Below are 19,463 nucleotides of genomic sequence, written 5' to 3' on the forward strand. Positions count from 1 at the left end.
GTCTTATAAGGGAGAGCTTATCATGACAGGATTTTGGGAGCACGCACTCGTTGAGACAGCTGCAAGTTATAGTGTTGTTGTACTATGCTTGGTCGTATTTATGGCTGTATTCGAATTAGTAACAACGTATAATAACTGGAAAGAAATCAAGAAAGGAAATATGGCTGTCGCAATGGCGACGGGTGGCAAAATATTCGGCATCGCTAATATTTTCCGTTTTTCTATACAAGAAAACGATTCATTGGTCCAAACGATGGGCTGGGGTTTGTTCGGATTTCTGTTGTTGGTTATCGGATATTTTATTTTTGAATTCCTTACCCCGTCATTTAGGATCGACGAAGAAATTGCAGAAGATAACCGTGCGGTAGGTTTCATTTCTTTTATAATTTCTGTTGGATTGTCTTACGTCATCGGAGCAAATATTATTTGAAGGGTGGAGTAAAATGGAAACCCTCGCGAAGATTTTGATCGTAATCGCAGCACTTTTTATAGTAATCGGGATTGCCTACATGCTGCTATAAAGAAGCTCTCCTTGTATAAGGGGAGCTTCTTTCAAATAAATATTCAAAAGATTTAAATTATATTCAAATTTGTTGAGGATACCCGTATAATAATAGTAATACGAAGTGGGAGGGATTTGTTTATGGAAAGTGCTCAACGACCGTGGCACAAAAATTACCCGCCTGAAATTCCGGTAACGATGCAATATGATAAACGACCATTGCATCGTTTCCTGGAGGAAAGCAGTACGTTATACGGAGAAAAGAAAGCGCTTCACTTCATGGGGAAAGAGATGACCTTTAGCGAAGTATTTAAAGAAACACAACTCTTTGCGAGCTATTTACAAAAGCTTGGGATTGAAAAAGGTGACCGTGTTTCAGTTATGCTTCCGAACTGCCCACAGTCGGTCATTGCTTATTATGGAATCCTGATGGCGGGCGGTATCGTTGTGCAGACCAATCCATTGTATATGGAACGCGAACTTGACTATCAGCTTAAAGATTCTGGGGCAAAAATGATCGTTTGTTTAGATGTTTTGTATCCAAAAGTGGCTAATGTCAAACCGAATACTTCTTTAGAACATGTCATTGTAACTGGCATTAAAGACTACCTCCCCTTCCCTAAAAACAAACTCTACCCTTTTATTCAAAGACGTCAATATCAACTATTAGTAAAACCAGAGCAATCTCATGATACTCATTTATGGAAGAACATCCTAAAAAATAGCAGTGGGCAAGTATCGCCTGTAGATATTGACCCTGTTGAAGATCTGGCTTTACTGCAATACACTGGTGGGACTACGGGCTACCCGAAGGGAGTCATGCTTAGTCATTATAATTTAGTTGCTAACACACAAATGTCGATGGCCTGGATGTATAAATCTCAAAAAGGCCAGGAAGTTGTTCTGGCTATTTTGCCATTCTTCCACGTTTACGGGATGACATCAGTAATGAATTTATCTGTCATGATGGGCTCAAAAATGATCTTGATGCCTAAGTTTGAACCTGAGGATGTATTAAAAGCAATCGAGAAACAAAAGCCATCCCTATTTCCAGGAGCTCCGACTATTTATATTGCTCTGTTAAATCATCCTGACTTGAAGAAATACGATTTATCTTCTATTGAGGCCTGTATTAGCGGTTCCGCACCTTTGCCTGTTGAAGTACAGGAGAATTTTGAGAAAATTACCGGCGGGAAGCTTGTTGAGGGGTATGGTTTAACAGAAACATCCCCTGTGACACACTCTAACTTTATTTGGGGAAACCGGGTGAATGGAAGTATCGGTGTACCGTGGCCAGATACAGATGCCAAGATTTATAATATGGAGACGGATGAGGAAGTTGAACTTGGCGAAATAGGTGAGATTGTCGTAAAAGGGCCACAAGTTATGAGAGGATATTGGAATCGTAAAGAAGATACAGACCAAGTACTCAGTACTGAGGGCTGGTTCCGTACAGGTGACATGGGTTATATGAATGAAACAGGTTATTTTTACGTAGTTGACCGCAAAAAAGATATGATTTTAGCGGGAGGATTTAATATTTATCCTCGGGAGGTAGAAGAGGTCCTCTATGAGCATGAAGCTGTGCAAGAAGCTGTGATTATCGGTGTCCCGGATGCTTACAGAGGAGAAACAGTGAAGGCATTTATTGTAAAGAAGCAGAACATGGATGTGACTGAAGAGGATTTAAATAAGTTTTGCCGCGACAATATGGCAGCATTCAAAGTGCCGCGGATCTATGAGTTCCGTGAAGAATTGCCAAAGACTGCGGTTGGTAAAATCCTGCGCCGCACACTTGTTGATGAAGAAAAGAAGAAGCTGGAAGAAACTGAGCCTTTGCAAAACTCATAGATTGTTGACAGAAGATTTTTTAATCTGTATCATGAAGGTGTGAATGACCATTCATTCATTTTCACAATAAATAAGGCAGGAGATATTATGAAGAAAAACAAACCTAAATACAAACAAATTATTGATGCTGCGGTCGTTGTTATTGCTGAAAATGGATATCACTCTTCGCAAGTTTCAAAAATAGCTAAAAAAGCAGGAGTGGCGGATGGGACCATTTACCTTTATTTTAAAAATAAAGAGGATATTTTAATCTCTTTATTTCAGGACAAAATGGGTCAGCTCATAGAAAGAATTGAACAAGAAACAACTTCCAGGCAGACAGCTGAAGAGAAATTGCTCACCTTAGTACAAACGCATTTCGAACAGCTGGCTGCCGATCATCACTTAGCTATTGTTACACAACTTGAGCTTCGTCAATCGAATAAAGAGCTTCGTTACAAGATCAATGAAGTGTTAAAGGGCTACATGGTAGTGATTGATCAAATCTTAGATGAAGGCATCAAAGAGAAGATTTTTCGCGACAACTTAAATCGAAAGCTAGTACGGCAATTAATTTTTGGTATGATGGATGAAGCGATAACTAACTGGGTTATGAAGGAGCAGCGTTATAACATAGTAGATCAGGCGAAAGATGTCCATAGCTTTATTATTAATGGACTGGCCCTTTCGCGAGACGTAAAGGAGTGAAAGCTAATGTCGACTGTTCAATTCCAAAAAGAAAATCACCTTGCACAAATTACCATTCAAAGCCCGCCGGCAAATGCTCTCTCTAGTACATTACTACATGATCTAGCAGAAATAATGGACGAAATAGAGAAAGATAGCAGCATTAAAGCCATCCTTATTAAAGGCGAGGGGAAATTTTTCTCAGCAGGGGCAGACATTAAAGAATTTACCTCCTTCCAAGATGCTTCAGATTGTGAGAAGCTATCTAGTGAAGGACAAGAACTTTTTAACCGTATTGAGAACTTCCATATCCCAGTAATCGCTGCTATTCATGGTGCTGCCCTCGGTGGAGGACTTGAATTAGCGATGTCCTGCCATATTCGTTATGTAGCAGAAGATGCGAAGTTGGGCCTTCCAGAATTAAACTTAGGAATTATCCCTGGTTTTGCCGGCACCCAGCGTCTTCCTCGTTACGTTGGAGCACCCAAGGCTTACGAAATGATTTTAACAGGTGTACCTATTAACGGTAAGGAAGCAGTTGCTGCAGGGCTTGCTAACAAAAGTTTCCCTGTTGATGAATTGTTCGGGGCAGCTGAGGCGCTTGCTTTACAAATAGCAGCTAGAAGCGGCCCTGCCATTCACCAGATTATGAAGCTAGTTCCTTACGCCCACACAAGTCAATTTCCAGAGGGCGGTAAAGCGGAGGCTCGAGCGTTTGGGGAAGTCTTTGGAAATGATGATGCGAAGGAAGGCATCAAGGCCTTTATGGAAAAAAGAAAACCAGCATTTAAAGATCAATAGTTTAGGAGGAAATCATAATGAATATTTATGTATTGCTTAAACGTACTTTTGACACAGAGGAAAAGATTTCGATCAGTAATGGCCGCATTGAAGAGGATGGTGCAGAGTTCATCATCAATCCTTATGATGAATATGCGGTAGAGGAAGCTATTAACCTTCGTGATGAGCATGGCGGGGAAGTTACTGTTGTGACAATAGGAGAAGAAGACTCTGAGAAACAACTGCGTACAGCGCTTGCGATGGGAGCAGATAAAGCCGTATTAATTAATACAGAAGATGATCTAGAAGAAGGGGATCAATATACAACCGTTAAAATCCTTGAAGCTTTCTTTGCAGATCGTGAAGTTGATATCATTCTAGGAGGAAACGTAGCGATTGATGAAGCGAGTGGGCAAGTTGGACCTCGCCTAGCTGAACGCTTAGATATTCCTTTTGTTACAACGATTACGAGCATTAAAGTTGATGGAGAAAAGGTTCAGATTGAACGCGATGTAGAAGGAGATGTTGAAAAAGTAGAGACAACCCTACCTTTACTTGTAACATGCCAGCAAGGACTGAACGAACCCCGGTATCCTTCCCTCCCAGGAATCATGAAGGCGAAGAAGAAGCCGCTTGAAGAACTTGAAATTGATGATCTGGACCTAGACGAGGACGATGTTGAACCAAAAACGAAAACAACTACAATCTTCTTACCACCTGAAAAACAGGCAGGTAAAGTATTAGAAGGCGAAACAGAAGACCAAGTAAAGGAACTTGTATCTCTATTAAAAACGGAAGCGAAAGTACTTTAATAAACGGGATAGGAGAGGAGACTTGTTATGAGTAAAAAGGTAGTAGTAATCGGAGAAGCACGTGAAGGGTCCCTTAGAAATGTAACCTTTGAGGCCATTGCTGCAGCTAATATTGTCAGTGATGGAGGCGAAGTTGTAGGTGTGCTCTGTGGAGATGGCGATTTAAGTGAAATGGGCCAAGAAATGGTGTACTATGGAGCCGATCGGGTGATCACTGTTTCAAACGAAGAATTGAAAACGTATACATCTGAAGGGTACGGTCAAGCCGTTTACGCGGTTATTGAAGATGAGTCACCTGACGGGATTATTATGGGCCACACGTCGCAAGGGAAGGATTTAACACCGAAACTTGCCAGCAAACTTGAGTCTGGACTGATTTCCGATGCAACAGAAGTTGTGGCGGAGGGCGGAAACATTGTATTTACAAGACCAATTTATTCAGGTAAAGCTTTTGAGAAAAAGGAAATGACGGATGGGCTTGTGTTTGCAACCATTCGTCCAAATAATATTCCGGCACCAGAGAGAGATGATTCTCTTGCAGGTGCAGTCACAACAAAGGATGTTGAAATTAAAAGCATTCGTACCATCGTCAAAGATATCATTCGTAAATCTTCGGATGGTGTGGATCTTTCTGAAGCTAAAGTCATCATTGCTGGTGGACGCGGTGTGAAAAGTGCCGAAGGATTTGAACCTTTAGAAGAACTTGCAGAGGTTTTAGGTGGTACGGTCGGGGCGTCAAGGGGAGCCTGTGATGCTGGATATTGTGACTACTCATTGCAAATTGGTCAAACGGGTAAAGTCGTAACGCCTGATTTGTATATTGCTTGTGGGATTTCAGGAGCGATTCAGCACTTGGCTGGAATGTCCAACTCCAAAGTCATTGTCGCGATTAATAAAGACCCTGAAGCGAACATCTTTAATGTCGCGGATTATGGTATTGTTGGTGACCTTTTTGATGTCGTGCCAAAACTTATTGAAGAAGTTAAACAAATGAAAGTAAATGCATAATTTATTTAAATACGGCCAAAGCTAAGCAATGCTTACTTTGGCCATTTAATATTTATTAGAAATAATCGCTCCATTGCATCTTTAAACATATTGTTAGTCACTAAAAACAGAAAATGATATACTCATATCAGACTTAATGGTCGAGGAGGAATGAAAGATGGCAATTGTAAAAGGAACAGATCAAAACTTTACAGAAGAAACAAATGAAGGTCTTGTTATTGCAGATTTTTGGGCACCTTGGTGTGGACCATGCAAAATGATTGCACCAGTTCTTGAGGAAATAAGCGAAGAACAAGGCGATCAAGTGAAGATTGTAAAATTAGACGTTGATGAAAACCAAGAGACGGCAAGCAAGTTTGGAGTAATGAGTATTCCAACACTTCTTCTTTTCAAAGATGGAAAAGTTGTAGATCAAGTCATCGGATTCCAACCTAAGGAATCTCTGGACGAATTAATTACAAAACATTCTTAATTGAAAGTAGAATTAAAAAGAGCCACGTTGCTGAGCAGCGTGGCTTTTTATCGCAAATTTAAGTAGGCCCCGCTTCAAGATATAAATGTGTTACGTTGCTGCGAGAACGTCTAACAAGTTGGAGTGATACGAACATGAACACGAACATTAAGGAGAAGCTTGCCGTTTTACCTGATCAGCCTGGGTGCTATCTTATGAAAGATAAGAACGAGACAATTATTTATGTAGGAAAATCGAAGGTATTAAAAAATCGGGTCCGCTCCTATTTTACAGGAGCCCATGATGGGAAAACGCAGCGGCTGGTAAGGGAAATTATTGATTTTGAATACATTGTGACAACTTCGGATATGGAAGCTCTAATTTTAGAAATGAATTTAATAAAAAAATACGATCCAAAATACAATGTGCTTTTAAAAGATGATAAAACGTATCCCTATTTAAAGGTAACAGCTGAAAGACATCCGAAGTTGATCGTGACGAGAAAGGTGAAGAAAGATAAAGGAAAATATTATGGCCCCTACCCGAACGTCATTGCAGCTAGGGAGACGAAGAAACTGCTCGACCGTTTATATCCACTCAGAAAGTGTAATACGATGCCTGATCGTGTATGTCTTTACTACCACATGCATCAATGTTTAGGTCCATGTGAATTTCCTGTATCGAATGAGACCAACCAGGAAATTGTTCAAAGCATTACCTCGTTTCTAAGTGGTGGCCATAAAGAAATAAAGAAAGACTTGCAGCAACAAATGTATAAAGCATCGGAAGAGCTGGATTTTGAACGGGCAAAAGAATTACGCGATCAGATTGAGCATATTGAGTCAGTTATGGAGCAGCAGAAAATGACATTAAATGATGAAGTCGATCGGGACGTATTTGGGTATTCCTATGATAAGGGATGGATGTGTGTTCAGGTTTTTTTCATAAGACAAGGAAAGTTGATTGAGAGAGATGTAGCTTTATTCCCGTTTTTCGATGATCCCGAAGAAACGTTCCTCAGCTATGTAGGGAGATTTTATCTGCACCAAAATCATCCTTATCCAAAGCAGGTCCTTGTTCCGGTTGGGACGAATTCAGAAGTCTTAGAGGGCGCCATTGATACAAAGGTTGTTATCCCGATGCGTGGTCGAAAAAAGGAGCTCGTAAAATTAGCTAAGAAAAATGCGAATCTAGCCCTAGAAGAAAAATTTGCTCTAATCGAAAGGGATGAAGAGCGGACTATAAAAGCGGTGGAAACATTGGGGGAGCATTTAAATATAGAAACACCCCACCGTATTGAAGCCTTTGATAACTCTAATATCCAAGGCACAGATCCTGTATCAGCTATGGTCGTGTTTATTGACGGGAAACCAAGTAAAAAGGACTATCGTAAATACAAGGTTCGTGATGTGAAAGGCCCTGATGATTATGACACGATGAGAGAGGTTATTCGTAGGCGGTATACCCGCGTGCTCAAAGAAAACCTTCCTTTACCGGACCTTATTGTGGTTGATGGAGGAAAAGGGCAGATGACTGCAGCGATGGACGTACTTGAAAATGAATTAGGTCTTGATATTCCATTGTGTGGGCTTGCTAAGGATGATCAGCATAAAACGAGTGAATTACTCTATGGCGAGACACCTTTACTAGTCAACCTGGATCGAAATTCTCAAGAATTTTACCTGGTTCAGCGTATCCAGGATGAAGTTCACCGTTTTGCTATTTCTTTTCACAGACAGCTTCGCGGCAAAGGGGCCATACAATCGGAACTGGATGATATCCCAGGGGTAGGTCAAAAACGCAGAAGGTTGTTGTTGCGTCATTTCAAATCAGTAAAAGATATAAAAGACGCCTCTATTCCGGATTTAACCCGTCTGGGAATTCCAGAACCAGTAGCTGATCAAATTTTAACACACTTAAATGAAGAGGAAGAGCCAGCTGAATAATCAGCTGGCCCACCTCACCCTTTTATTGCAGTGATCTCAACCATACTATCCTTAACATGCTTTTCTTCTACACATTCATATGTATCACTAGTAATTACCTGGATTATTTGTGCTAAAAATCCACATTCTAATCGAAAATCAACTTGAAACAGTTTTTGATTTAACCGTTTTTCAATAATGTGTCCTTTTAATTGAAAGATGATTTCTTTTTTCTTTTCTTTTATAAGTGTGAGCTCTCCCCATCCCATGTACTGGAAGAATTCATAGAGTTCATCCCATGTGGTAAGGGTAGTTTCGCGAGCGATATTTTTCCCCATATAATATAAAAGATAGGGGGCATCTTTACCAAGAAAATCGGGCAACGTATAGTAACGCAGTAAATCAAAACCTGCACCAGTTGCCACCAGTGATGAGATATTGTCTGTGGATAGCTTAGCTGTTTCTCTCATGGCGCTCATTCCTTTCTACACAATTATTATCGCTTGAATTAATAAAAGTCGCAACAGTAATTCAGAGATTTTATCTATTTAAGAATTGTGTACATTCGAGCAATTTTTAGTTCGTTTTCTTGACGCTATTACATGATAGAAGTACAATAAACGTGTCACAAATTGTACATTTGCCAGTTTTGTGTCAGGAATAAGGAGCTTTCCTATATTTTTAATGCGTTTTTAAAGCGCTTTACTATCTGAAAAATGTACATAATACTAATCGTTATCATCTTGAGGGGGGTAAACATGGCAGGAACACGCGGATATGTTAACCGGAGATTACATTCATTATTAGGAGTAGTACCCATTGGGATATTCCTACTTCAGCACTTAACTGTGAACTATTTTGCAACTCGTGGACCGGAATCTTTTAATGCAGCAGCTCATTTTATGGAGAGCTTGCCGTACCGTTATGTATTGGAGATATTTATTATCTTCTTACCACTATTATTCCATTCTATTTATGGAGTTTATATTGCATTCACAGCAAAAAGTAACTTGTCAAACTTTGGGCATTTCAGAAACTGGATGTTCATGCTCCAACGTTTCACGGGTATTATTACGCTCATTTTTATCGCTTGGCACGTATGGGAAACCCGTATCGCTATTGGGTTAGGCTGGGCAGAGCTGAACTATCAGTTGATGGAAGGCATTCTTACGGAGCCGTTTTTCTTCTGGTTCTACATAATAGGTGTCATCTCAACTACATTCCACTTTTCTAATGGTCTATGGTCATTCTTCGTTAGCTGGGGGATTACAGTTTCTCCACGCTCACAACTTATTATGACTTATGCGAGCATCATCATTTTCGTAGCGATTTCTTACGTGGGTGTTCGTACGTTAATTCAGTTTGCTTACGGTGTTTAAAACTTGATCTTTATTTTTTCGAACGTAGATATATTGAAAGTTAAGGGAGTGAGTTTGAATCATGTCAAATAAAAATATTGTTATCGTTGGTGGAGGTCTTGCCGGGCTGATGGCAACAATTAAGGCAGCAGAACAAGGCGTACATGTCGATATGCTGTCAGTAGTTCCAGTTAAACGTTCTCACTCTGTTTGTGCCCAAGGCGGTATCAACGGTGCCGTTAATACAAAAGGTGAGGGTGACTCACCTTGGGAACATTTTGATGATACGGTTTATGGAGGAGACTTTCTAGCGAACCAGCCTCCTGTTAAAGCAATGTGCGATGCAGCACCAAGCATCATCCACTTGTTAGATCGTATGGGGGTTATGTTCAACCGAACACCAGAGGGATTACTTGATTTCCGTCGTTTCGGTGGTACACAGCATCACCGTACAGCTTTTGCTGGGGCTACAACTGGTCAGCAGCTGCTTTATGCACTTGATGAGCAGGTTCGTCGCCATGAAGTAAATGGATTGGTTACCAAATATGAAAATTGGGAATTCCTTTCTGCTATCGTTGATGAACAAGGTGTCGGCCGTGGAGTCATTGGGCAGAACTTGAAGGATCATGAAATTAAGGCTTTCCCTGCTGATGCTGTGATTATGGCATCAGGAGGACCTGGAATTATTTTCGGTAAATCAACCAACTCTGTCATTAATACAGGATCTGCTGCTGGTGCTCTTTATCAGCAAGGTGTTAACTATGCGAACGGTGAATTTATTCAAATTCACCCGACTGCCATCCCTGGTGATGATAAACTGCGTCTTATGAGTGAATCAGCTCGTGGTGAAGGTGGACGAATTTGGACTTATAAAGATGGTGAGCCTTGGTATTTCCTAGAAGAGAAGTATCCAGCATATGGTAACCTTGTTCCACGTGATATTGCTACACGTGAAATTTTTGATGTGTGTGTGAATCAGAAGCTGGGAATTAACGGTGAGAACATGGTTTATCTTGATCTTTCTCATAAAGATCCTAAAGAATTAGATGTTAAGTTGGGCGGAATCATCGAAATTTACGAGAAATTCGTAGGAGATGACCCTAAGAAAGTACCAATGAAAATTTTCCCTGCTGTTCACTATTCTATGGGCGGTATGTGGGTAGATTTCGACCAGATGACAAACATTCCTGGGATCTTTGCTGCTGGGGAATGTGATTATAGTCAACATGGCGGGAACCGCTTAGGAGCAAACTCATTGCTTTCTGCCATTTATGGCGGGATGGTCGCCGGGCCTAATGCTGCGAAATATACAGAAGGTCTTGAAACATTAGCAGATGACATGAGTTCGACATTATTTGATGAAAAAGTAAAAGAGGAACAGGACAAATTTGAAGCAATCATGAGCATGGACGGCGATGAAAATGCCTATCAAATTCACAAAGAGCTTGGTGAATGGATGACAGACAATGTAACAGTTGTCCGTGAAAATGAAAAGCTTCTGAAAACAGATGAAAAAATTGTAGAACTAATGGAACGCTATAAGAGGATTAATATAAATGATACTTCCCGGTGGAGTAATCAGGGTGCCATGTTCACACGTCAGCTTTGGAACATGCTTCAATTAGCTCGTGTGATAACACACGGTGCGTACAATCGTAACGAAAGTCGTGGAGCTCATTACAAACCCGAATTCCCTGATCGTAATGATGAAGAGTTTTTGAAAACTACAATAGCTAGTTATGATAAAGAAAATAATAAACCTGTGATCAGTTACGAGGAAGTGGATACATCTCTGCTCGAGCCGCGTAAACGCGATTACTCGAAAAGTAAATAAAGGAGGACAATCATCATGAGCGAAAATAAAACGATTACGTTTGTCATTACGCGTCAAGACGATCCCGATTCTAGTCCTTATGAAGAAACCTTTAAAATCCCTTACCGTCAAAATATGAATGTCATTTCTGCATTAATGGAGATTCGCAGAAACCCGGTTAATGCTGATGGAAAAGAAACGACACCTGTCTTTTGGGAAATGGGATGTTTAGAAGAAGTTTGCGGAGCATGCTCCATGGTTATTAACGGAACGCCGAGACAATCTTGTACAGCCCTTGTTGATCAATTAGAACAACCTATTAAGTTAGCACCTATGACAACTTTTCCTGTCAATCGTGATTTGGCAGTAGATCGCAGCCGTATGTTTGACTCATTGAAAAAAGTGAAAGCATGGGTGCCAATTGATGGAACTTACGATCTCGGACCAGGACCAAAAATGCCTGAAAGCAAACGGCAATGGGCATATGAATTATCTAAATGTATGACTTGTGGTGTGTGTTTAGAAGCTTGCCCTAACGTAAATAGCAAGTCTGACTTCATCGGACCTGCTGCCTTATCTCAAGTTCGTCTGCATAATTCACATCCAACAGGCGCTATGAATAAGAGTGAGCGTTTGCAAACGATCATGGATGAAGAGGGCTTAATGGGATGCGGGAATGCACAAAACTGTGTACAAGCTTGCCCTAAAGGAATTCCTTTGACGACATCCATTGCTGCACTTAACCGAGATACAGCCATTGAATCGTTCAAGAGCTTCTTCGGAAGTGACCAGCGCGTTTAATTCAAACCTTAAATAAAAATGCCACTGTATCCCATCGATACAGTGGCATTTTTTTGTTTTATGTCGCTTATTGTCATAGTATAATAGATAGGATTGATCTCAAGTAGAGGTGAAGAAAGTGATGCGCGTGCTAAATTGGAAGCAAATGTTACTTGTTTTATTTATTATACTCTCGGCATGTTATATTACATTTATATCCGTAACTCAACCCTTAATAGGGATTGATCTAGAGCAAAATAGTAATGATGAATGGATCATTACCCAGATTAAAGGGGAGAGCTGGGCTGATGAGAAGATGATTCCTGTTGGAGCAGAACTAATATCTGTTGAAGGAGCAGCCCCTGGCGAACATTATACGGTTCGAATGTTTGGGGAGTTAGAGAATGCAAAATCATTCACAGTTAAAGGTTTGAATGAGAAGGTGAGCTATTCATCAATCAATGAATCGACTTTCTTGCATTGGACATTGTTTATCATTCTGCCTCTATTATTTTTATGTGCGACATTTTGGATTTCCAAGATTGTGCAGAGCAAAGTGGCTAAACGCTTCTCTGCAAATCAGCTTATGCTTTTCTTTTTGTTAATTGCCCTTGGTTATTTGAGTAATAGCGGGGCTGTACGTGATGACTTATACAGTATCTTTCTCAATTCCATATTGTTTCTCATATCGCCAGTCGTACTCATCCATTTTCTCTATAATTACTTCTCGGAGCTTAAAGTATATTGGTTTTCGAGAAAGATTTATCAAGTATTATATATTCTCGTTACTCTAGTTACAGCTGTAGAAAGTTACTTTCTAATAACAACTAGGTATCCACCTTTCTTTTACCATGTACCTGGAACAATGCTTTTTATACTTTATATCATTTTATTTTTCATTATCTTTAAAGGGTTATCGATTTATAAGGATACGTCTGTAGGAACGGTATTTAAATATATGAGTGTAGGAATGTCAGTTGCCTTTTTCCCCTACATTTTTCTTTATTTAACGCCTGCCTTAACTATTCACGCAAAAATTATTCCCCTGGAAATAGCGGCTATATTTTTAATCGCTTTACCAGTGACGTTTATGTATTTAGTGACACGTGAGCGATTGATCGATATCCATTTTGTGATCGGACGCCTTCGTTATTATGCATTACTATCCGCCCTGCCTAGCGTATTTGTACCTATAATGATTTCAATGTTTGTTGAAAAAGATCTTACGATGATTGACCACCTGCAGATCTATTTAACCACCCATCTCCTGCTTATTATATTGCTGTCTATTAAAGAAATACTTGATTTTCGCTTGCAAAAATTTCTGTTCGTTGCAAGGTACAGTTATCAGGAAAGTATGCATAGAATTTCTAAAGAAATGAAAGATCAATCGAATGCCGTTGATCTTATGAAAGTGATGCGTAAAGAAATTGGCAATGTATTAAAAGTGAGAGAGATGTATATCTATTCCATACACAACGAACGTAAGATGTATTGTGTGTATGACCCTATTCCTGATGATATATTAAATCACTTTGATGATTATTTTCCTAATCGTCACTATGATGTTGGAACAATTCTCGAAACCGGTAAAGGCTTTGGAGTGATTGTTGGTTTTACTTTAGATAAAATCACAATGCTTTGGTGCAGGGGGAAAAAAGATTATACTAGTTTAAACCGGGACGAGAAAACATACTTGCAAACCGTTGCGCAAAACGCGAACATTGCTATAGAAAATATGAATTTAATTGCAGATTTAGTTAAGGAGCTCCGTACATTGAGGAGTGATCAAACCCATAAATATCCAACCTGGCTTTCAAGGTTGCTCTTTACTATTGCGGAGAACCAAAGGAAACAGCTATCCATTGATCTCCACGATACGGTTCTACAAGAACAACTCTATCTGTATAGACGAATGGATGATTTATTGAGCAAGCGATCGGACTTACCAAAGACATTAGATGCAGAACTTTCCATGTATAAGGAGTCCCTTCTAGATAACATTCATTTAATTCGGGAGACATGCAACGAGTTACGTCCAGCATTTATTGAAGAGATAGGACTCGTTCACTCATTAGAAACGTTAATAGAGCAATATCAGCTTCGATCGAATTTCACGGTTTATTTTACAAGTGAAGGATTTAATGCGAAACTCGATCAGGAACATGTATTGTCCATATTCCGAATTGTTCAGGAGCTTTTAACCAATGCGATGAAGCATTCTAATGCTAAAATCGTTAAACTTAGCCTTTCCAATAATGATCATCAAGTTATGCTTTTATATTCAGATGATGGAAAAGGAATGGATTATTCCTTCCAGCGTGACCTTTTTTCTCATATTGGGCTATCCGGAATCGAACAACGAGTAAATGGACTGAACGGTCATCTAAAAATAGAGACGGCTCCGGACGAGGGCTTTAAATCAATTATTACTTTTCCCTATAAGGTTACAAAGGAGGTTGAAGTATGACCCGGATTTTAATTGTTGACGATCATCCTGCTGTAGGTGCAGGGACGAAGGCTATGCTCGAACAGGAAGAAAATATGAAAGTAGATGTAACCGACAGAGCAAACGAAGTAGAAACTTTAATGAAGAAACAAGCTTATGACATCTTGCTCCTAGATTTATACATGCCTGGCATCAGTGGTGTGGACCTTGCTAAAACATTAAAAAAAGATGCCCCGGATTTGACCATTTTAATCTATACAGGGTTTGATTTAAATACACATTTTAATATGCTTGTTGAGGCAAATATAAACGGGTTCGTCAGTAAGACAGCGACAAGTGACCAGTTGGTTACATCGATACGTTGTGCGTTAAGAGATGAGGTCGTCATTCCACTTCACTTATTCAAACAGCTTAGAAGATCGGAGGCAAGTACCAACCAACCATCTGATAAGGAACAAGGGACAGGCCCTTCCTTAAATGAAAAGGAACAATCGATCCTTAAGGAAGTGGCATCAGGTTTGACTAACCGTGAAATAGCCCAGTCTTTGCATATGTCTCAACGCAGTGTTGAATACACACTAACAGGAATTTTTAATAAACTAGCAGTGAAATCGCGAACCGAAGCGTTATTTAAAGCACAAGAGCTTGGCCTTGTTTCAAAGTCATAAACGGCCGGCACAGGGTCATGTTTTTCCACATAAGATGTAATGACTAAATAATTCCCCTCATGCACAGCTCTAGACAACAAGGAGGGGTACGCTTGTGAAGGAAGACGGCTACAGGCCAACACAAATTTTAACCAAGCGGGAGCGGGAAGTTTTCGAGCTTCTAGTGCAAGACAAAACAACAAAGGAAATTGCAAGTGAACTGTTCATTTCTGAGAAAACAGTTCGCAATCACATTTCCAATGCAATGAGTACCATTTGCGAACCGCAAGAAAGCCCGATGGGATAAGGTTTCCTAGTCGCGGCTTTATCTTTGTTTATTCAGCTTATATTGGATTTCATGCTCTTTTATTTGAGTCAGCCTTTTTTCGCATAGTTCCGAGGTGACCCTAAAATCTTTGGCCAGCGATCAATAATGTAAGTATCGCTTATATCTGATTACAGCCAATGAAATGTACCAAACCCGCCATATTTTTACCACCAAGTGACAAAAAATGCACCATTAACTGCCAAGCCTTTACCACTTTTCATACCTCTGTATAAATAATAAGCACACCTACGGGTGTGACATTATTTATATGGGAGGTATTTTTTGTATGATTCATTATCAAAAGATATTGGAATTGTACGATGAGGGAATCAGTCTTAGAGTCATTGCCGCAAGCACGGGTAACTCTCGTCAAAAAGTAACAGAGGTCATTAGTCTGGCAGAAAAAGAAGGGATTAGTCTGTCCAATAGAGGAAGAAATGACGGATCAATGGATTGAGGAGTTTTTCTTTCCGGAAACACTGTGGAGGCTTCTGGACGACGACCTTTGAACTTTGATTATATTCATGAAGAGTTAGCGAAGCCTAATGTGACGCTTTCTCTTCTCCATCATGGTTGCTTCCGCATACAATAATTGACTGCACGGCAGTGTCGCAACGAAAACATACGCCTTTACTTTCTCCCCAGTATCTCTATCAATGACGAAAGATGCGGATCCTGCCCAATCGACTTCCATGATTTCAGCCGGTTTTCTACGAATGCGTAAAGTGGCTATACCGATGGATTTGCATTCATGGATTAATGCACACAACCATGTATGATTATTTTGGTGGCACTACACAAATTATAGTCATGCCTGCACGGGTTCGTACACCAAGGATAAAGCAAGTGTTGAAGCCTCTGCTAATGTTATCTCTACACATGGATCATCGCAGCTTTAAGAAATACACATTGCTTCAGTATCGATGAATTGAACGAAGAAGTTTGGAGGAAATTAGCCGAATTCAATTAGCGCCCTTTTACTCGCAAAAAAGGTATTGTTTGTCGGCATCTGAAGACGAGAGGGGACCTAGAGAAACGAAGGATTACTATCACTGGGTTGGTTACAAAAACTGGTGCCCATTCCTTGAGGAACTAAAGGCAAAGCTTTTGGGTGTCTATGGCAAAGGGACCTTTCCCTCATAGATGAACTGAGAGGGATATTTATGACGGTTCCAGAAAAATGATCATTGATTACTTCGAAAACAATTCTAACTGATTGCAAAAGAAAGGTCCTAGTTTATCAAAAATATTAATCCGTAGGCAGATTTCATTCATTGGTAACCAACATTGGTGAAAAACATGTAAAGGGTGGTAAAATCTAGTGACCGTAATCACTGTTCGGGCTTGTTCCTTGTCTGTTACTATTTATCAAATTAAGATCATTTTATTTAAGTTAGTCCATTGCCATACTGGAATCCAATAAAAAAACCAGGCAATAATTGCCTAGTTATCATTTGTTACAATAGATGAATCTTTAACCGTATTTATCTCTTCTAACATTAAATTAATTATTTTTTTTATAGAGTATTCATTTCTATATTCATTTAACAACCCCATTAGCTGATGTACGACTTTCACTTTCTTCCATATAAGTTTTTGCTCATCGTATTTAGCGTCACTTAAACTGTCAACGTGCGAATTATAAGCAGTAAAATTCAATGTAGTAAACGAAATTAAAACCGTTTCTTTTATTTCATTATCTTCAGACAAGATTAACTTAACTAAAGCATCTTTATCCTCATCAATAAATGCTTCATAAACCTCTGAAATGTTCTTTAGGTTTTCCTTAAACTCATTTTGGACCATTTCATACCTGGATTTTTCTCTTTCACTTACTTCTCTAGATTCTTCAGCATTTTTTAAGAAATGTAGAACGAATGCAACAAGTCCTGTACAAATACTACCTATTAAAAAGAGGGATGACTTCATAACCCAGTCAACAAAGTCGTAGTTTTTTGAGTTAATCAAATATGTTTCAGCTGAAAAGGAGGTGATTAACATAATGTTAACTATAAGTGTACCTAAGATGGTTCCAAGTAAGAAAAGAAATGCTACAGTAAAAAGAAAAGTCTTGTTAATGTGTTTAAGCATTGAATTAGGCAGTTCCAAGTTTTTGACGCAATCGATTTCTTAGGGCATCCAGTGATTCGTCCCTAACGATTTCTTTACCTTGTTCATCTTGGCCTTTGTTAAATTCAAAAGCTCTTTTCAGGCTTAACTCAGAGTGCGAGTCAACTTCTTTCTCCTCCTTTGAAGAATTAGATTTGTAAGTAGGACTATCAAAGGAGGCGTGCGCCTTTAAATCCTTCATTGCCTCTTCATAAAAGATATCTTTTAACTTAAACAATAGTTTAACATCCGACAGAAATGAGGAGTTAGAAAGATCACCAGGTTTATTGCATTCTTGACATTCAAAATTCATTAATTCATCTTCAGATTTTAAAATATTTAATTCGTCGCAATTGTCACATTCGTACTTATAGAGTTTAGAAAATATCCCATTCTTATCTGATAGAGATAGAAAAAAACTAACAGAACTATTTACATCAATTCCAAACATATGCGCAAATCTGAATGGACTAAAGAAAGTAGCTCCTAACCGAAGTTCTTGGGTAATAAAATGATTCATTCTAGGATAATAAGTTTCTAGAGGGAATTTGGATTCTAAAAACTTTTTTCTGCTATATATATTCTTTAATTCGGTGTAAAACATACTCTTCTTTAACTCTCCTTTCCTTAGCATTATAATAATGTATTTCAAGACACCCATATTTCTCTCTAATACTTACTTCGACAAAAGAGAAGTCTTCACCTTCAGGAGTCTCATCAAAATCATTCTCATTGAATCTCCAATACATTGAAACTTCAGATACTTCCTCATACTCATGAATTAAATCTTTTAGATTCCAATATAATTTCGTCTTATATATGGGGTCCTTATTAGAATTTCTAGTAGAAGATTTGGTGATTTGTCTATCAAAGAAGGTAAACCCAAATATAAAACCTTCGTAAAACAAATGATCAGGTAAGTGCATTGCTCGATCCTGATAAAATGCTGCTGTTACCCTATCTACGTAATGTGAAGGGTTATGTATTTCCAGATCATTTTCAAGAAACTCCATTATTTTTGTGTTTAGTTGAGTTTCTGTTAAACCTCCTAAGTTTGCCTTTATTACCTCTTCTGCATGTTGGGACTCTTCACTGTAAAGTTGGTATAGTATGTCAGAATGTATAGTAGCTTCGTTGTATCTAGAGATACTTACATCTGCGTCCAAAGTGTTTAGGAAATGGCTAAGGTGAGTAAGGATTCCTTTTAAGTTAGTGTTAGCCCTACTTAGGTAATGTTTTCTAAGTTTAATTCTAACTGAATTTTTATCAAAGTCCAGAATTATAGGTGTATAAAAATTAGCCTTATCCTCAGTTTGACCCAGATAGACACTTTCATATTTATATAAAATTACTACACTGTTTCCATTTTGTCTAATAGATATCACTTTTTCATCACTAGCAATTGTCTGAGCTACTTTTCGGTTAAAGGCAGGCGAGTCTGAATAACGCTCCATTAATTCATCTTCATCGATGTCTGATTCTAAATTTATTACGTAAGTATGATCTTGTTTATCAAATACTAATCTATTGAAAATAAACTCATCAAGATTAGAATCTTCATATCTTCCTTGTTCAATCTCTTGATTGACCAGATTCTGCATCTTTTGCCATCCATTATCCCCGGTGATTTCTTCATATTTTCTATTAAAGTCATGCATATCCACTCTTAAAAATGGTTTTAAATCATGAGTGATCTCTAAGTTCCTTAGTAAAGTTGCAGTATAAGATTGTGGCATAATTGCCCTCCCGTATTTTTTAATCGTTCTAATTTTCATTTATTATTTAAAAGTGGGGAACGGTACGACTACTATGTGTAGGAAAGGTAATATACTTTAAACAACCCTTCCCTCTTTCAATTTTATAATAATTCATACAAAAATCCTACACATTCGACAAATTAAGACAAAACACATTCATAAGATTAGCTATAGTAATTAGGACTAAATATTTGGTGACAGGGGTTTAGTTGTAACCATCTGATAAC

General features: G+C 38.9%; 19 protein-coding genes. 15 read left to right on the plus strand and 4 right to left on the minus strand.

Features of this window, described 5'->3' with window-relative positions; all coding sequences use genetic code 11:
- The first annotated feature begins 22 nt into the window (after positions 1-22).
- The 8 genes from MUO15_RS00100 to uvrC all read left to right on the plus strand — a co-directional run bounded on the left by MUO15_RS00100 (position 23) and on the right by uvrC (position 8,016).
- On the plus strand, positions 23-430 hold the full coding sequence (locus MUO15_RS00100; protein ID WP_245032461.1) for a DUF350 domain-containing protein: 408 nt from the start codon (positions 23-25) through the stop codon (positions 428-430).
- A 213-nt stretch (positions 431-643) separates the two neighbouring features.
- Positions 644-2,353 (plus strand): AMP-binding protein, encoded by a 1,710-nt coding sequence (locus tag MUO15_RS00105; RefSeq protein ID WP_245032463.1) that lies wholly within the window; start codon positions 644-646, stop codon positions 2,351-2,353.
- Positions 2,354-2,440: 87 nt separating this feature from the next.
- Complete coding sequence (locus MUO15_RS00110) at positions 2,441-3,040, plus strand: fatty acid metabolism transcriptional regulator FadR (protein WP_245032465.1); 600 nt, start codon at positions 2,441-2,443, stop codon at positions 3,038-3,040.
- A gap of 6 nt (positions 3,041-3,046) precedes the next feature.
- The gene (locus MUO15_RS00115) at positions 3,047-3,820 is read left to right on the plus strand and encodes an enoyl-CoA hydratase (RefSeq protein ID WP_245032467.1); all 774 of its coding nucleotides are present in this window, start codon (positions 3,047-3,049) and stop codon (positions 3,818-3,820) included.
- A 17-nt stretch (positions 3,821-3,837) separates the two neighbouring features.
- Entirely contained in the window at positions 3,838-4,611 is a 774-nt protein-coding gene (locus MUO15_RS00120) for an electron transfer flavoprotein subunit beta/FixA family protein (RefSeq protein WP_245032469.1), read from the plus strand.
- 27 nt (positions 4,612-4,638) lie between these two features.
- The gene (locus MUO15_RS00125; protein ID WP_245032471.1) at positions 4,639-5,619 is read left to right on the plus strand and encodes an electron transfer flavoprotein subunit alpha/FixB family protein; all 981 of its coding nucleotides are present in this window, start codon (positions 4,639-4,641) and stop codon (positions 5,617-5,619) included.
- 157 nt (positions 5,620-5,776) lie between these two features.
- On the plus strand, positions 5,777-6,091 hold the full coding sequence (gene trxA, locus MUO15_RS00130; RefSeq protein WP_245032473.1) for a thioredoxin: 315 nt from the start codon (positions 5,777-5,779) through the stop codon (positions 6,089-6,091).
- 134 nt (positions 6,092-6,225) lie between these two features.
- Positions 6,226-8,016: an excinuclease ABC subunit UvrC gene (gene uvrC, locus MUO15_RS00135; protein ID WP_245032475.1), complete on the plus strand. Its 1,791-nt coding sequence runs from the start codon at positions 6,226-6,228 to the stop codon at positions 8,014-8,016.
- 14 nt (positions 8,017-8,030) lie between these two features.
- Here the strand turns inward: uvrC and MUO15_RS00140 are convergent, their stop codons facing one another.
- On the minus strand, positions 8,031-8,465 hold the full coding sequence (locus MUO15_RS00140; RefSeq protein WP_245032477.1) for a YslB family protein: 435 nt from the start codon (positions 8,463-8,465) through the stop codon (positions 8,031-8,033).
- Between the two features lie 288 nt (positions 8,466-8,753).
- Here MUO15_RS00140 and MUO15_RS00145 point away from each other — a divergent pair, with 288 nt between their 5' ends.
- From MUO15_RS00145 to MUO15_RS00175, 7 genes are all read left to right on the plus strand, one after another.
- Positions 8,754-9,374: a succinate dehydrogenase cytochrome b558 subunit gene (locus tag MUO15_RS00145; protein WP_245032479.1), complete on the plus strand. Its 621-nt coding sequence runs from the start codon at positions 8,754-8,756 to the stop codon at positions 9,372-9,374.
- A 61-nt stretch (positions 9,375-9,435) separates the two neighbouring features.
- Positions 9,436-11,187 carry a succinate dehydrogenase flavoprotein subunit gene (gene sdhA / locus MUO15_RS00150; protein WP_245032481.1) on the plus strand — a complete coding sequence of 584 codons (1,752 nt, stop codon included), beginning with the start codon at positions 9,436-9,438 and terminating at the stop codon, positions 11,185-11,187.
- A gap of 15 nt (positions 11,188-11,202) precedes the next feature.
- Positions 11,203-11,967 (plus strand): succinate dehydrogenase iron-sulfur subunit, encoded by a 765-nt coding sequence (sdhB, locus tag MUO15_RS00155; protein WP_245032483.1) that lies wholly within the window; start codon positions 11,203-11,205, stop codon positions 11,965-11,967.
- 121 nt (positions 11,968-12,088) lie between these two features.
- Positions 12,089-14,416, plus strand: coding sequence for a sensor histidine kinase (locus MUO15_RS00160; protein ID WP_245032484.1), 2,328 nt, complete (start codon positions 12,089-12,091; stop codon positions 14,414-14,416).
- Positions 14,413-15,063, plus strand: coding sequence for a response regulator transcription factor (locus tag MUO15_RS00165; RefSeq protein ID WP_245032486.1), 651 nt, complete (start codon positions 14,413-14,415; stop codon positions 15,061-15,063). The genes MUO15_RS00160 and MUO15_RS00165 overlap by 4 nt, the downstream gene beginning before the upstream one ends.
- A 94-nt stretch (positions 15,064-15,157) precedes the next feature.
- Entirely contained in the window at positions 15,158-15,349 is a 192-nt protein-coding gene (locus MUO15_RS00170) for a helix-turn-helix domain-containing protein (RefSeq protein WP_245032488.1), read from the plus strand.
- Between the two features lie 307 nt (positions 15,350-15,656).
- On the plus strand, positions 15,657-15,827 hold the full coding sequence (locus MUO15_RS00175; protein WP_245032490.1) for a helix-turn-helix domain containing protein: 171 nt from the start codon (positions 15,657-15,659) through the stop codon (positions 15,825-15,827).
- A 986-nt stretch (positions 15,828-16,813) separates the two neighbouring features.
- On the opposite strand, the gene MUO15_RS00185 is transcribed toward MUO15_RS00175, so the two are convergent.
- The 3 genes from MUO15_RS00185 to MUO15_RS00195 are packed head-to-tail and all read right to left on the minus strand — an operon-like array spanning position 16,814 to position 19,215.
- Positions 16,814-17,461 (minus strand): hypothetical protein, encoded by a 648-nt coding sequence (locus MUO15_RS00185; RefSeq protein WP_245032492.1) that lies wholly within the window; start codon positions 17,459-17,461, stop codon positions 16,814-16,816.
- A 4-nt stretch (positions 17,462-17,465) separates the two neighbouring features.
- A complete protein-coding gene (locus tag MUO15_RS00190; RefSeq protein WP_245032494.1) occupies positions 17,466-18,083 on the minus strand; it encodes a hypothetical protein in 618 nt (205 codons plus the stop codon).
- The gene (locus MUO15_RS00195) at positions 18,052-19,215 is read right to left on the minus strand and encodes a hypothetical protein (RefSeq protein ID WP_245032496.1); all 1,164 of its coding nucleotides are present in this window, start codon (positions 19,213-19,215) and stop codon (positions 18,052-18,054) included. Before MUO15_RS00195 ends, MUO15_RS00190 begins: the two co-directional genes overlap by 32 nt.
- Between the last annotated feature and the right edge of the window lie 248 nt (positions 19,216-19,463).

Origin of the sequence: Halobacillus amylolyticus (genome assembly GCF_022921115.1) — a bacterium.
GTDB lineage: Bacteria > Bacillota > Bacilli > Bacillales > Halobacillaceae > Halobacillus_A > Halobacillus_A amylolyticus.